The organism is Azotobacter salinestris, from assembly GCF_009363155.1.
In the GTDB taxonomy this organism is placed as follows: domain Bacteria; phylum Pseudomonadota; class Gammaproteobacteria; order Pseudomonadales; family Pseudomonadaceae; genus Azotobacter; species Azotobacter salinestris.
In genome coordinates this window covers 4,247,764-4,261,423 of the sequence record NZ_CP045302.1, presented here as the reverse complement: position 1 = coordinate 4,261,423, position 13,660 = coordinate 4,247,764, and the positions used below count along the sequence as shown (strand labels likewise).

10 protein-coding genes are annotated in these 13,660 nt (G+C 68.0%); 6 read left to right on the top strand and 4 right to left on the bottom strand.

Annotated features, from left to right (window positions below; translation table 11 throughout):
* Position 1 precedes the first annotated feature (1 nt).
* Positions 2-1,963 carry a bifunctional tRNA (5-methylaminomethyl-2-thiouridine)(34)-methyltransferase MnmC2/FAD-dependent 5-carboxymethylaminomethyl-2-thiouridine(34) oxidoreductase MnmC1 gene (mnmC, locus tag GCU53_RS19990; protein ID WP_152389979.1) on the top strand — a complete coding sequence of 654 codons (1,962 nt, stop codon included), beginning with the start codon at positions 2-4 and terminating at the stop codon, positions 1,961-1,963.
* Positions 1,964-2,113: 150 nt separating this feature from the next.
* On the opposite strand, the gene GCU53_RS19985 is transcribed toward mnmC, so the two are convergent.
* Positions 2,114-2,575, bottom strand: a complete 462-nt coding sequence (locus tag GCU53_RS19985) for a MarR family winged helix-turn-helix transcriptional regulator (protein WP_152389155.1) — start codon at positions 2,573-2,575, stop codon at positions 2,114-2,116.
* 169 nt (positions 2,576-2,744) lie between these two features.
* Here GCU53_RS19985 and GCU53_RS19980 point away from each other — a divergent pair, with 169 nt between their 5' ends.
* The 5 genes from GCU53_RS19980 to GCU53_RS19960 all read left to right on the top strand — a co-directional run bounded on the left by GCU53_RS19980 (position 2,745) and on the right by GCU53_RS19960 (position 11,070).
* Entirely contained in the window at positions 2,745-4,514 is a 1,770-nt protein-coding gene (locus tag GCU53_RS19980) for an N-acetylglutaminylglutamine amidotransferase (protein WP_152389154.1), read from the top strand.
* A gap of 12 nt (positions 4,515-4,526) precedes the next feature.
* Complete coding sequence (ngg, locus tag GCU53_RS19975; RefSeq protein WP_152389153.1) at positions 4,527-6,269, top strand: N-acetylglutaminylglutamine synthetase; 1,743 nt, start codon at positions 4,527-4,529, stop codon at positions 6,267-6,269.
* Between the two features lie 190 nt (positions 6,270-6,459).
* Complete coding sequence (locus GCU53_RS19970; RefSeq protein WP_208845336.1) at positions 6,460-7,650, top strand: osmoprotectant NAGGN system M42 family peptidase; 1,191 nt, start codon at positions 6,460-6,462, stop codon at positions 7,648-7,650.
* Positions 7,651-8,060: 410 nt separating this feature from the next.
* Positions 8,061-10,805 (top strand): hybrid sensor histidine kinase/response regulator, encoded by a 2,745-nt coding sequence (locus GCU53_RS19965; RefSeq protein WP_152389152.1) that lies wholly within the window; start codon positions 8,061-8,063, stop codon positions 10,803-10,805.
* A gap of 37 nt (positions 10,806-10,842) precedes the next feature.
* Complete coding sequence (locus GCU53_RS19960) at positions 10,843-11,070, top strand: YheU family protein (protein WP_152389151.1); 228 nt, start codon at positions 10,843-10,845, stop codon at positions 11,068-11,070.
* On the opposite strand, the gene GCU53_RS19955 is transcribed toward GCU53_RS19960, so the two are convergent.
* From GCU53_RS19955 to GCU53_RS19945, 3 genes are all read right to left on the bottom strand, one after another.
* Complete coding sequence (locus tag GCU53_RS19955) at positions 11,067-11,429, bottom strand: DUF2784 domain-containing protein (protein WP_152389977.1); 363 nt, start codon at positions 11,427-11,429, stop codon at positions 11,067-11,069. The two genes, GCU53_RS19960 and GCU53_RS19955, sit on opposite strands and share 4 nt — an antisense overlap.
* Positions 11,430-11,673: 244 nt before the next feature.
* Positions 11,674-13,329 carry a cation acetate symporter gene (locus GCU53_RS19950; RefSeq protein ID WP_152389150.1) on the bottom strand — a complete coding sequence of 552 codons (1,656 nt, stop codon included), beginning with the start codon at positions 13,327-13,329 and terminating at the stop codon, positions 11,674-11,676.
* Positions 13,326-13,640, bottom strand: a complete 315-nt coding sequence (locus GCU53_RS19945) for a DUF485 domain-containing protein (RefSeq protein ID WP_152389149.1) — start codon at positions 13,638-13,640, stop codon at positions 13,326-13,328. The genes GCU53_RS19950 and GCU53_RS19945 overlap by 4 nt, the downstream gene beginning before the upstream one ends.
* Positions 13,641-13,660 lie beyond the last annotated feature (20 nt).

Below are 13,660 nucleotides of genomic sequence, written 5' to 3'. Positions count from 1 at the left end.
GATGACCGATCAATCCCATGCCCAGCTCGACTGGGACGAGCAAGGCCAGCCGCTGTCGCGCGGCTTCGGCGACGTGTACTTCTCCCGCGCCTCGGGACTGGAGGAAACCCGTTACGTGTTCCTCGGCCACAACGACCTGCCGGACCGCTTCGCCGCCCTGCCGGCCGGCGGGCGGCTGAGCATCGGCGAGACCGGCTTCGGCACCGGGCTGAACTTCCTCTGCGCCTGGCAACTGTTCGAGCGCACGGCCCCGGCCGACGCCCGGCTGCACTTCGTCAGCGTCGAGAAATACCCCCTGACCCGCGCCGACCTACAGCGGGCCCTGGCGCTCTGGCCGGAACTGGCCGCTTATGCCGAGGCGCTGCTGGACCAATACATCGCCGTGCATCCGGGCTTCCAGCGCCTGGTCTTCGCCGGCGGCCGGGTGGTGCTGACCCTGCTGATCGGCGACGTGCTGGAGCGCCTGCCGGAGCTGGACGCGCGCATCGACGCCTGGTTCCTCGACGGCTTCGCCCCGGCGAAGAACCCCGAGATGTGGACGCCCACGCTGTTCGCCGAACTGGCCCGGCTGTCCGCCCCCGGCGCCAGCCTGGCCACCTTCACCAGCGCCGGCCTCGTGCGCCGCGGGCTGAACGAGGTGGGCTTCGCCATGCAGCGGGTCAAGGGCTTCGGGCAAAAACGAGAAATGCTCGCCGGACGCTTCGAGGGAGCCGCGCAGGCTGCCGCCAAGCCCTGGTTCGCCCGCCCGCCTCGCCCTGCAGGTACCCGCGAAGCGCTGGTGATCGGCGCCGGCCTGGCCGGCTGCGCTGTGGCGGCCAGCCTGGCCCGGTGCGGCTGGCAGGTGACTCTGCTGGAGCGCCGCGCCGCCGTCGCCGAGGAAACCTCCGGCAATCCGCAGGGCGTGCTCTACCTCAAGCTGTCGGCCCACGGCACGGCGCTCTCGCGGCTGATCGTTGCCGGTTTCGGCTTCACCCGCCGGCTGCTGCAGCGCCTCGAACCGGGCCGCGACTGGTCCCCCTGCGGCGTGCTGCAGCTGGCCTTCGACGCCCGGGAGGCGGCGCGTCAGGCGGAACTGGCGGCGGCCTTCCCCAGCGACCTGCTGGTCAATCTGAGCCGCGAGGAGGCCGAGGCCCTGGCCGGGATCGGCCTGGACAGCGGCGGGCTGTTCTACCCCGACGCCGGCTGGGTGCATCCGCCGGCACTCTGCTCGTGTCTGGCCGAACATCCGAACATCCGCCTGCTGACTCACCGGGAGGTCCTCGACCTGCGCCGCGAGGACGGCCAGTGGCACGCCCGCAGCGGCGGGACGCCGCTCGCCGCCGCGCCGGTCGCGGTGCTCTGCGGCGCGGCGGACATCGCCCGTTTCCCGGAGACTGCCGGACTGCCGCTCAAGCGCATCCGCGGGCAGATCAGCCGCCTGCCGGCGACCGCGGCCAGCCGCGATCTGAAGACCGTGCTCTGCGCCGAGGGCTACGTCGCCCCGGTGCGCGACGGCGAGCACACCCTGGGCGCCAGCTTTCGCTTCGACAGTACCGAGCTGGAGCTGACTGCCGAGGAACATGCGGAGAACCTGCAACTGCTGCGGGAGATCTCCACCGACCTGGCCGAGCGGCTTCAGGCTGACCGGCTGGTGGCGGCGGAGCTGGAAGGTCGCGCGGGCTTTCGCTGCACCAGCCCGGACTACCTGCCGATCGTCGGCCCCCTGGCCGACGCCGCGGCCTTCGCCGAGGCCTACGCCGTGCTCGGCAAGGACGCCCGGCAGGTGCCGCAGCGCCCCTGCCCCTGGCTGGAGGGCCTGTACGTGAGCAGCGGCCACGGCTCGCGCGGCCTGCTCAGCGCGCCGCTGGCCGGGGAGCTGCTGGCCGCCTGGCTGGACGACGAGCCACTGCCGGTGCCGAGGGCGGTGGCGGAGGCCTGTCATCCCAACCGGTTCGGATTGCGGAAGCTGATTCGGGGGAAGTGAGGCAGGGCTACTCCGCTCCCTGTGGGAGCGGCCCTCGTCGCGATGTAGAGCGCCGGGCATGGGCCATGTTAGGTATGGGCCTCGTTTTCGATATGAAGATGCCGAGTTGCCACGCCATAAACGAAGCCAAAGACGCTTTACCGCCCCCTCCTACTCCCCCCCACACAACTCCGCCACCCGCAACAACGCCGCCGTCAGCGCATGCCGCTCCCACTCCGGCAGCGCGGCAAAGCGCAGACGGAACTCCGGCGGCAGCAGCGGCGGCGCCTCCTCGAGCAGGGTGCGGCCGGCCTCGGCGAGCACCAGCCACTGCCGGCGGCGGTCCTGCTCGTCGCGCTGGCGCTGCAGCAGGCCGCGCTCCTCCAGCCGGTCGAGCAGGCCGGACAGGGTCGCCGCGGTGAGGCTGACCCGCCGGCTCAGGGCGCTCGCCGTCAGCCGCGTCTCGTCGGCCAGCACCCCAAGGATCAGCAGTTGCATCGGGGTCAGCCCGCCGTAGCGCGCCACCCGCTTGGCATGCACTTCCCCAGCCTGCTGAAGGCGTCTCATAGCCTGAAACAGCGGCACCTCGAAGGCTGAAATATCACTTTGATATAAAACTTTTTCTGCGTTCATAGCGTCGTAGACATCGGCAATCAATCTTTGACATCAAAGTATTTTCTTGTTTTGGTGTAAAGGTCTGCAACCGGCCGGCGCGATTCGTGTCACAACCTCGCCAGGCTGGCCACGGCCTCGCCCCGCAGGGCGCGGAGACATTCCCCAACGGCAAAACCGGTAAGGACTCATGTGCGGCATATCTGGAGAACTGCGTTTCGACAAGCGTCCGGCCGATCTCGCGGCGGTCGAGCGGATCACCCATCATCTCACTTCCCGCGGACCCGACGCCTGGGGCGTGCACGCCCGTGGGCCTATCGCCCTGGGGCATCGCCGGCTGAAGATCATGGATCTGGCCGAGGCCTCGGGGCAGCCGATGGTCGACAGCGACCTCGGCCTCGACCTGGTGTTCAACGGCGCCATCTACAACTACCCGGAACTGCGCGACGAGCTGCAAGGCCTCGGCTACCGCTTCTTCTCCGACGGCGACACTGAAGTGCTGCTCAAGGGCTATCACGCCTGGGGCGAGGCGCTGCTGCCCAGGCTCAACGGCATGTTCGCCTTCGCCATCTGGGAGCGTGATCGCCAGCGGCTGTTCCTCGCCCGCGACCGGCTCGGCATCAAGCCGCTGTACCTGGCGCGCAGCGGCCATCGCCTGCGCTTCGCCTCGAGCCTGCCGGCCCTGCTGGCTGGCGGCGACATCGGCGCGGCGCTGGATCCGGTGGCACTCGACCACTACCTGAGCTTCCACGCCGTGGTACCGGCGCCGCGCACCCTGCTCGCCGAGGTGGAGAAGCTGCCGCCGGCAACCTGGCTGCGCGTCGATGCCGACGGCAGGCGCGAGCAGCGCACCTGGTGGCAGCTCGACTACGGTCCGCGGGACGAGGAGCGCGGCTTCGGGCTGGTGGAATGGCGCGACATCCTGCTCGAGAGCCTGCGTGCAGCGGTGGAGATCCGCCAGCGGGCGGCGGTGGACGTCGGCGTGCTGCTCTCCGGCGGGGTCGACTCGAGCCTGCTGGTCGGCCTCTTGCGCGAGGCCGGCGTGGAGAATCTCTCGACCTTCTCCATCGGCTTTCAGGACGCCGGCGGCGAGCGCGGCGACGAGTTCCAGTACTCGGACCTGATCGCCCACCACTATGCCACCCGCCATCATCAGCTGCGCATCGACGAGCGGGAGATCATCGAGCAGTTGCCGGCGGCCTTCCGCGCCATGAGCGAGCCGATGGTCAGCCACGACTGCATCGCCTTCTACCTGCTCTCGCGGGAGGTCGCCCGGCACTGCAAGGTGGTGCAGAGCGGCCAGGGTGCCGACGAGTTGTTCGCCGGCTACCACTGGTATCCGCCGCTGGCAGGCGCCAGCGATCCCTATGCCGCCTACCGGGCCGCCTTCTTCGACCGCGACCACGCCGAATACCTGGCCACCGTGCAGCCGAAGTGGCATGGCGAGGACCATGCCGGGGCCTTCGTGCGCGAGCACTTCGCCCAGCCCGGCGCCGAGGACCCGGTGGACAAGGCGTTGCGCCTGGACAGCACCGTGATGCTGGTCGAGGACCCGGTCAAGCGGGTCGACAACATGACCATGGCCTGGGGCCTGGAGGCGCGCACGCCGTTCCTGGACTACCGCCTGGTCGAGCTGTCGGCGCGCATCCCCTCGCGCTTCAAGCTGCCGGACGGCGGCAAGTACGTGCTCAAGGAAGCCGCCCGCCAGGTCATCCCGGCGGCGGTCATCGACCGGCCCAAGGGCTATTTTCCGGTGCCCGGTCTCAAGCATCTGCAGGGCGCGACCCTGGACTGGGTGCGCGAGCTCTTGCTCGATCCCAGCCAGGACCGCGGCCTGTTCGAGCCGGCCGCAGTCGACCGGCTGCTGAGCGACCCGCAGGGACAGCTGACGCCGCTGCGTGGCTCCAAGCTCTGGCAGCTGGCGGCCCTCAACCTCTGGCTCAGCGAACAAGGCCTATAAGGAATCAGATCGATGCAGAAGTCACCTGCCTACGGCCAGCGCGTACTGCGTGGCCAGACGCCCTCCTACCAGCGCCTGCAGGCGCTCATGGCCGAGGATGGCCAGAGCGAACGGCAGCCGCCAGTGGCACTGCACTGCGGCTGGGGCCGTCTGCTGATCGGCCATACCTACCCCGACGCCGCCGTGCTGGCCCAGGATCTTCTCCAGGAGCAGCCCGGCGAACGCGACATCGCACTCTACGTGGCCGCCCCCCATCAGGTGCTGGCCCAGGCGCCGCAACAGTTGTTCCTCGACCCGTCGGACACCCTGCGCCTGTGGTTTTCCGACTACCGCCCGGCGCGGCGCACCTTCCGCGGCTTCAGCATCCGCCGGGTGCAAAGCGAGACGGACTGGGACGGCCTCAACCGCCTCTACCAGACCCGCGGCATGCTGCAGGTGGAGCCCGAACGGCTGACCCCGCGCGAGGAAGGCGGCCCGGTCTACTGGCTGGCCGAGGACAGCGACAGCAAGGCGGTGATCGGCGGCGTCATGGGGCTCAACCACGTCGAGGCCTACCACGATCCCGAGCACGGCAGCAGCCTCTGGTGCCTGGCGGTGGAGCCGACCTGCACGCGCCCGGGGGTCGGCGAGGCCCTGGTGCGCCATCTGATCGAGCACTTCATGTCCCGCGGGCTGGCCTATCTCGACCTGTCGGTGCTGCACGACAACCGCCAGGCGAAGAACCTCTACGCCAAGCTGGGCTTTCGCGGGCTGCCGACCTTCGCGGTGAAGCGCAAGAACAGCATCAACCAGCCGCTGTTCCTCGGCCCCGGCCCGGCCGCCGAACTCAACCCCTATGCGCGGATCATCGTCGACGAGGCCAACCGCCGCGGCATCGAGGTGCAGGTGGACGACGCCGAAGCCGGCCTGTTCACCCTGATCCACGGCGGACGGCGGATCCGCTGCCGCGAGTCGCTGTCCGACCTGACCAGTGCGGTGAGCATGACCCTCTGCCAGGACAAGCAGCTGACCCACCGCTGGCTGAGCCGCGCCGGGCTGCGGCTGCCGGCCCAGCGCCTGGCCGGCAGCCGCGAGGAGAATGCGGCCTTCCTCGCCGAGCACCGCCGCCTGGTGGTCAAGCCGGTGAACGGCGAGCAGGGCCAGGGCGTGGCCGTCGACCTGGGCACGGTCGAGGACCTGGAACAGGCCATCGAGGCGGCCCGCCGCTTCGACAGCCGGGTGCTGCTGGAGCGTTTCCATGCCGGCCAGGACCTACGCATCCTGGTGATCGGCTTCGAGGTGGTCGCCGCCGCACTGCGCCATCCCGCCGAGGTGATCGGCGACGGCCGCGCCAGCATCCGCGCGCTGATCGAGGCCCAGAGCCGGCGTCGCCAGGCCGCCAGCGGTGGCGAAAGCCGCATTCCGCTGGATGCCGAGACCGAGCGTGTCCTGCGCCAGGCCGGCTACGACTACGACAGCGTGCTGCCCGAGGGCCAGCACTTGGCGGTACGGCGCACCGCCAACCTGCACACCGGCGGCTGCCTGGAAGACGTGACCAGCCGGCTGCATCCGGCGCTGACCGAGGCCGCCGTGCTCGCCGCCCGCACTCTGGACATCCCGGTGGTCGGCCTCGACCTGCTGGTGGAGGCGATCGACCGCCCGGAATACGTGATCATCGAGGCCAACGAGCGGGCCGGCTTGGCCAACCACGAACCCCAGCCCACCGCCGAGCGCTTCGTCGACCTGCTGTTCCCGCTCAGCAAATCGCCTTCCTGAGCAGGGACAGCCCTGCGGCGGAAGCCCGTGCGGGCTCCGCCGGCCTCGCGCGGCACGGATCTTTCGGCGGCCCGCGCCCTCCAAGCGTGGAGAGACCGCTTGCCACAGCCACCGTCTTGACCAGCGAGGTATCCGAGCGCCCTCCGTGCAACAGACGCTCGCCATGCGAGACCATGCCCTTGGAGTCCCCATGTCCAGACCCCTTCCCGAACCCGATCTCGACTACCTGCAGCGCGTGCTGCTGGAAATGCTCGCCATCCCCAGCCCGACCGGCTTCACCGACACCATCGTGCGCTACGTCGCCGAGCAGTTGAAGGAGCTCGGCATTCCCTTCGAGCTGACCCGCCGCGGCACCATCCGCGGGACCCTCAAGGGCCGCCGCTACAGCCCGGACCGGGCGCTCGCGGTGCATCTCGACACCATCGGCGCCATCGTCCGCGAGATCCACGCCAACGGCCGCATCGGTCTGGCACCGGTGGGCTGCTGGTCGAGCCGCTTCGCCGAGGGCAGCCGGGTCAGCCTGTTCAGCGACCACGGCGTGCTGCGCGGCAGCGTGCTGCCACTGCTGGCCTCGGGGCACACCTTCAACACCCAGGTCGACCAGATGCCGATCAGCTGGGACCACGTCGAGCTGCGCCTCGACGCCATGACCGCCAGCCAGGCCGATACACTGGCCCTGGGGGTGGAGGTCGGCGATTTCGTCGCCTTCGACCCGCTGCCGGAGTTCACCGAGAGCGGCCACATCAGCGCCCGCCACCTGGACGACAAGGCTGGCGCCGCCGCCCTGCTCGCCGCGCTGAAGAGCGTGCTCGACAGCGGCCAGGAGCCGCCGATCGACTGCCATCCGCTGTTCACCATCACCGAGGAAACCGGCTCCGGCGCGGCCGCCGCGCTGCCCTGGGACGTCAGTGAGTTCGTCGGCATCGACATCGCGCCGGTCGCTCCCGGCCAGCAGTCCTGCGAGCGGTCGGTGACCGTCGCCATGCAGGACTCCGGCGGCCCCTACGACTACCACCTGACGCGCCACCTGCTGCGCCTGGCGGAAAACCACGCGATTCCGGTGCGCCGCGACCTGTTCCGCTACTACCACAGCGATGCCCAGTCGGCGGTGGCCGCCGGTCACGACATCCGCACCGCGCTGCTGGCCTTCGGCTGCGATGCCACCCATGGCTACGAGCGCACCCACCTCGACGGCCTGGCCGCGCTGAGCCGCCTGATCGGCGCCTATCTGCTCAGCCCGCCGGTGTTCGCCAGCGATGCCAGACCGCAGAGCAACTCCCTGAAACGGTTCAGCCGCCAGCTCGAACACGAGACCCAGATGGAAAGCGAAACGCGCGTTCCGGCCGTGGACAGTCTGCTCAAGCACGAACCGAACGCTTGAAGCGCTCGCCGCATCCGGGCAAAGTCTCCTCTTGAGACGGAATTCCCAACCGAGAAACTCGCGCCGGCCAGGCTCGTCATCAAGGTTTTCTGCGTTGCAGGGGTCCTGTTTGGCCATGGGACAAGCAGCGCTCGCCCCGGCAGGCTTGTTGCATCCACATCTCCCTGTGGATCGTATGAGAAGCGCGGTTTGGTCATTCCCCCAAGAACGATGGGCAACGCGGCCCTGCGCCCGACGCGTCCCTCGGCTTGCAGCCGAGCCGGGCCCGGTCGGGACAGGCGGAGCCGCGTTGCCGTCTTCGCACAGAAAATGACCCTGCTTGCAGACGGCCCCTTGCCCCGGGTGCCCGCAGGTGGCACGGCAATCGGGAATACAACAAGATGACAAGCCCTGCTAGCAGAGGAGTGGGTATGGTTCGCATTGTCTGGACGCTGTTGCTGCTGCTGTCGTGTAGCGCGCCGGCCTGGGCCGTCCAGCCAGCCGTACTTGCCGATCGGGAAGCCCGCCTGCCGCTGGGGCCGCACACCCGCTACCTCGAGGACGACGATGCCAGCCTCGATGCCGCCCAGCTACTGGCCATGCCCGACGAGGCCTTCCGGCCGGTCGAGGGCGATCAGGCCAATCTGGGCCAGAGCCGCTCGGTCTGGTGGTTCCGGGTCGACCTGCAGAATACCCGCAGCCAGTCCCTGAAGGGCTTTCTCGAGGTCAACTATCCGTTGCTCGACGATGTCCGGCTGACCGTGTTGACCCCCGACGGCCAGCAGCACCGACAGGAGAGCGGCGATGCCCGGCCGTTCGAGCTGCGGCCGGTGCCGATCCGCAATCTCTGGTTTCCCCTGGAGCTGCCACCGGGCACCAGCACTCTTCTGGTGCGGGTGAAGAGCAGCAGCTCTATCACCGTGCCGCTGTTTTTCGGCACCACCGGGGCCAGCCTGGCCGCCCAGGAGCGGCAGGAGGGCCTGAATGGCGTCTTCTACGGCGTGCTGCTGGCCCTGTTCTGCTGCCAGCTGTTCCTCTTCCTGTTCCTGCGCGAACCCAGCCAGGGCTGGTATCTGGTCTACAGCCTCAACGCCATCCTGCTCGCCCTCAGCTTCGACGGCTACCTGCTCCACTGGCCACCCGGCCTGCAGCACACCGCCGTACACCTGCTGATCTTCACCTTCTGGCTGAGCGCGACCCAGCTCACCCGGCACTTCCTGAACATCCCGCAGTACTTTCCCCTGCTCGACCGTGCCCTGCGCCTGTGGATGCTGGGCCTCGGCGCCGCGCTGCTCGCCGCCCCGATGATCGGCCTGTCGGTGTGGAGCACCCTCGCCCATCTCGCCACCCTGATCGGTGCCCTGCTGCTGCCCGGCTGCGGCGCCCATGTGTGGCGCAAGAGCCTGCGCGCCGGTGCCTACCACCTCGCTGCCTGGGCGCTGCTGCTGGTTTCGCTGGGAGGCCAGGCCTGTGCCGAGCTGGGCCTGGACCTGCTCGGCGAGCACGCGATGGTGCTGGCCAAGGTCGGCGTCGCGGTCAACCTGCTGATCCTTGCCGTCGGCCTGGCCGACCGCTTCCAGCAGTTGCGCCGGGAAGGGCTGTACTCGCATCGGGCCGCCGAGGAGGCGCTCCTGCAGAACCAGGCCAAGAGCCGCTTCCTGGCCAAAATGAGCCACGAGATCCGCACCCCGCTCAATGGCGTGCTGGGTATGCTGCAGTTGCTCAAGGAAACCCGCCTGGACCACAGCCAGCGCTTCTACGTCGACACCATCGCCAGCTCCGGCAGCACTCTGATGGCGGTGATCAACGACATTCTCGACTACGCGCGCATCGAGTCCGGCAAGCTCAGCCTGGAAAACATCGAGTTCGACCTCGAGGAGATGCTGTCCGACACCCTCAACCTGTTCACCGCCCAGGCGATGGAAAAGCGCCTGCGCCTGCACATGAGCCTCGACGAAGGGGTGCCGCGCCATATCCAGGGCGACCCGACCCGCCTCAAGCAGGTGCTGACCAACCTGCTGAGCAATGCGCTGAAGTTCACCTCCGAAGGCCAGGTACGGCTCGACGTCAGCCGCCGGCACAAGAGCGACGGCTCCGAACACCTGTATTTCGGGGTCAGCGACAGTGGCATCGGCATTCGCCAGGAGGCCCAGGCGCGGCTCTTCGAGTCCTTCAGCCAGGGCGACTCCAGCACCACCCGCCGCTACGGCGGCAGCGGCCTGGGCCTGGCGATCAGCAAGGAGCTGGTGGAAATGATGGGCGGCCACATCGAGGTGCAGAGCACCCCGGGCCTGGGCAGCCGCTTCACCTTCAACATCCCCTTGCAGCGCGGTGGCGAGACGCGCGACGAGCTGTTCCAGCTGCTGGCCGGGCGCACCGCGCTGCTCGCCTCGCTGGACGGCTTCGCGCTGGACGCCATCGGCCGTCTGCTCGGCCGCTGGGGCATGAACACCGAGCGCTGCCGGATTCCGGAGAAGCTGCCCGAGCAGTTGGCCGGCTTCGACGAGCCGCCGCTGCTGCTGCTGATCGCGCCCTGGCCGGGCAGCGTCGAGTACTGGCTGGACGCCCTCTATCCGCACCTGGCGCCCGGCCAGCGATTGCTGCTGATCTGCCCGCCGGAGCAGTGCCGGCAACTGCCGGCCAGCCGCAGCAGCCTGCACATGCTCGGCCTGCCCCAGCCGGTCGTCGTCGCGGCGCTGCGCAAGAAGCTGCTGGAACTGCACATGGAGCCCAGCCATGCGCTGGTGCCGATCGAGGACCACGCGGGCGAGAGCCATGTGCCCTGCATCCTCATCGCCGAGGACAACCCGGTGAACCAGCTGGTGGTCCAGGAGCTGCTGAAGAAGCGCGGCTACAACGTGCGCCTGGCGGGCAACGGCGCCGAGGCGGTGGCCGAATACCACCGCGCGCCCAACTCGATCCAGATGATCCTGATGGATTGCGAGATGCCGGAAATGGACGGCTTCGAGGCCACCCTGCAGATCCGCCTGCTCGAGCGTCTGCGCAAATGGCCGGCGGTGCCGATCATCGCGCTCACCGCGCATACTCTCGATGAACACCGGGAATACGGGCTCGAGGTGGGCATGAACGACTTCCTCGGCAAACCGGTGGACAAACAGTTGCTGCACGCCACCGTGGAGCGCTACCTGTCGACCCGGACGCTGGTGGACAATTGAGACGGGCGATCCGCCCGCCCTGCCCTGGAGTACGCCCATGCTCATCCCCCACCACCTGCTGGAGACCGATACCCTCACCCGACTGATCGAGGACTTCGTGACCCGCGAAGGTACCGACAACGGCGACGAAACCCCGCTGGAAACCCGCGTGCAACGCGTCCGCCAGGCGCTGGAGCGCGGCGAGGCGCTGATCCTCTTCGAGCCGGACAGCCAGCAGTGCCAGCTGATGGCGAAACGGGACGTGCCGAAGGAGTGGCTGGACTAGCGCCGCCGCCCGAACAGCAGCCAGAGATAGACCGGCGCATTGACCAGCAGCACCAGGACTCCCAGCCAGAATTGGACCGTCGGCGTCAGGCCGCCCGGGTAGATCAGCGGCCACAGGTAGTGCTCGATGAAGCCGCCACTGTAGCCGGACTCCCCGGCTGCCCGCAGCAGGGCGTTCTCCCAGTCGGTCAGCGGACAGGGCAGGCTGAAGAACTCGGTCGCCGCCCCCCAGGCCAGCGCCGGCAGGTGCACCGCGACCAGAGCGCGCCAGCGCAGCAGCAGCAGGCCGCCCAGCAGCACGAAGAGAATGAACAGCAGATGCGTCACCAGCAGCGCATCCGCAGCCAACCGATACAGCATGCAGGCTCCCCGCTCGGGCCGCTGGCGCATGTAGGCACTGCGCGAGAGACGACGGCAATTCATGCCATTGCAAGATGCCTCTGGGCAGGATCGAGCCGAAGCAGGCCCGCTGTCATCTTTCTTCCCGGCCCCGACTCGTTGCAACAACTTTAGCATCGCCCGTCGGCGCCCGGCTTCGGACAGGGCCGTTCCGGAAATGAAAAAGGCAGCCCGAAGGCTGCCTTTCCGACCTGCGTAGGAAGGATCAGTGGGCTACTGCGCCACTGGCTCCCAGACCGGTCTGCGAGCGGACGAACTGCGGCAGGAAGCGCTCACGCTCTTCCGAGGCAGACTTCGACTTGTCGGTGATCGAGAAGAACCACACGCCAACGAAGGCTGCAACCATGGAGAACAGCGCCGGGTACTTGTAGGGGAAGATCGCCTCGGCGTTACCCAGGACGTCGACCCAGACGGTCGGGCTGAGGATGGTCAGCACCAGAGCGACGCCCAGACCCAGCGCACCACCGATCAGCGCACCGCGGGTGGTCAGGTCCTTCCAGTACATGGAGAGGAACAGGACCGGGAAGTTGCAGCTGGCGGCGACGGAGAAGGCCAGACCCACCATGAAGGCGATGTTCTGCTTCTCGAAGATGATGCCGAGCAGGATCGCCACGACGCCCAGGGACAGGGTGGTGATCTTAGTCACGCGCATCTCGTCCTCTTCCTTGGCCTTGCCCTGCTTGATCACGCAGGCGTACAGGTCGTGAGACACGGCCGAGGCGCCAGCGAGGGTCAGACCGGCTACCACCGCGAGGATGGTGGCGAAGGCCACGGCGGAGATGAAGCCGAGGAACAGGTTGCCGCCGACGGCGCTGGCCAGGTGGATGGCCACCATGTTGGTGCCGCCGACGATGGCGCCTGCCGCATCCTTGAACTCCGGATTGGTACCGACCAGCAGGATGGCGCCGAAGCCGATGATGAAGGTCAGGATGTAGAAGTAGCCGATGAAGCCGGTGGCGTAGAACACGCTCTTGCGGGCTTCCTTGGCATCACTCACGGTGAAGAAGCGCATCAGGATGTGCGGCAGGCCGGCGGTACCGAACATCAGGGCCAGGCCCAGGGAGATCGCGGAGATCGGGTCGGAAACCAGACCGCCGGGGCTCATGATGGCAGCGCCCTTGGTATGGATGCTCACTGCTTCGGTGAACAGGGTGCCGAAGTCGAAGCCCACGTGCTTCATCACCATGATGGCCATGAAAGTAGCACCGGAGAGCAGCAGGACCGCCTTGATGATCTGCACCCAGGTGGTGGCCAGCATGCCGCCGAACAGCACGTACATGACCATCAGCACACCGACCAGCACCACGGCGACCATGTAGTCCAGACCGAACAGCAGCTGGATCAGCTTGCCGGCACCGACCATCTGGGCGATCAGGTAGAAGGCCACCACGATCAGCGAGCCGAAGGCCGACAGGACGCGGATCTGGGTCTGCCCGAGGCGGTAGGAGGCCACGTCGGAGAAGGTGAACTTCCCGAGGTTGCGCAGGCGCTCTGCCATCAGGAAGAGGATCACCGGCCAGCCGACCAGGAAGCCGATCGAGTAGATCAGGCCGTCGTAGCCGGAGGTGAACACCAGGGCGGAAATACCCAGGAAGGACGCCGCGGACATGAAGTCACCGGCGATCGCCAGGCCGTTCTGGAAGCCGGTGATGCTGCCGCCGGCGGTGTAGTAGTCGGAAGTGGAGGTGTTGCGCTTGGCCGCCCACTTGGTGATGCCCATGGTGGCGAAGATGAAGACCACGAACATGATGATCGCGGTCCAGTTGGTCGCCTGCTTCTGCACCTCGCCGGTCAGGGCGTCGGCCATCAGCAGGGGGGAGGCTGCCATCAAGGCGGCAGCGGTCAAGAAACGCTTCATCATTTCTGCACCTCGTCGAGCACTTCCTGGTTCAGACGATCGAACTCGCCGTTGGCGCGGTGGGTGTAGACACCGGTGAGCACGAAGGCGAGGAGGATCAGGCCAATACCGACGGGCATGCCGAGGGTGGTGGCGGAGTCGGCACTGAGCTTGGTGCCCAGCACCTGCGGCACGAAGGCGATGATCAGGATGTAGGCGAAGTAGAGGCCCAGCATGATGGAGGAAAGCAGCCAGGCGAACCGCTCGCGCCTTGCCACCAGTTCTCTGAAGCGCGGATTCTCACCGATCCGCTTGTAGATACCGTCGTCGTTCATTTCTTTTATTGTCCTCACGG

Bases quoted from the DNA above. Each gene is read 5' to 3' on its own strand.
- GCU53_RS19950 (WP_152389150.1), bottom strand. From the start codon at position 13,329: ATGATGAAGCGTTTCTTGACCGCTGCCGCCTTGATGGCAGCCTCCCCC.
- GCU53_RS19970 (WP_208845336.1), top strand. From the start codon at position 6,460: ATGTCCAGACCCCTTCCCGAACCCGATCTCGACTACCTGCAGCGCGTG.
- ngg (WP_152389153.1), top strand. From the start codon at position 4,527: ATGCAGAAGTCACCTGCCTACGGCCAGCGCGTACTGCGTGGCCAGACG.
- GCU53_RS19980 (WP_152389154.1), top strand. From the start codon at position 2,745: ATGTGCGGCATATCTGGAGAACTGCGTTTCGACAAGCGTCCGGCCGAT.
- GCU53_RS19945 (WP_152389149.1), bottom strand. From the start codon at position 13,640: ATGAACGACGACGGTATCTACAAGCGGATCGGTGAGAATCCGCGCTTC.
- GCU53_RS19985 (WP_152389155.1), bottom strand. From the start codon at position 2,575: ATGAACGCAGAAAAAGTTTTATATCAAAGTGATATTTCAGCCTTCGAG.
- GCU53_RS19955 (WP_152389977.1), bottom strand. From the start codon at position 11,429: ATGCTGTATCGGTTGGCTGCGGATGCGCTGCTGGTGACGCATCTGCTG.
- GCU53_RS19960 (WP_152389151.1), top strand. From the start codon at position 10,843: ATGCTCATCCCCCACCACCTGCTGGAGACCGATACCCTCACCCGACTG.
- mnmC (WP_152389979.1), top strand. From the start codon at position 2: ATGACCGATCAATCCCATGCCCAGCTCGACTGGGACGAGCAAGGCCAG.
- GCU53_RS19965 (WP_152389152.1), top strand. From the start codon at position 8,061: ATGGTTCGCATTGTCTGGACGCTGTTGCTGCTGCTGTCGTGTAGCGCG.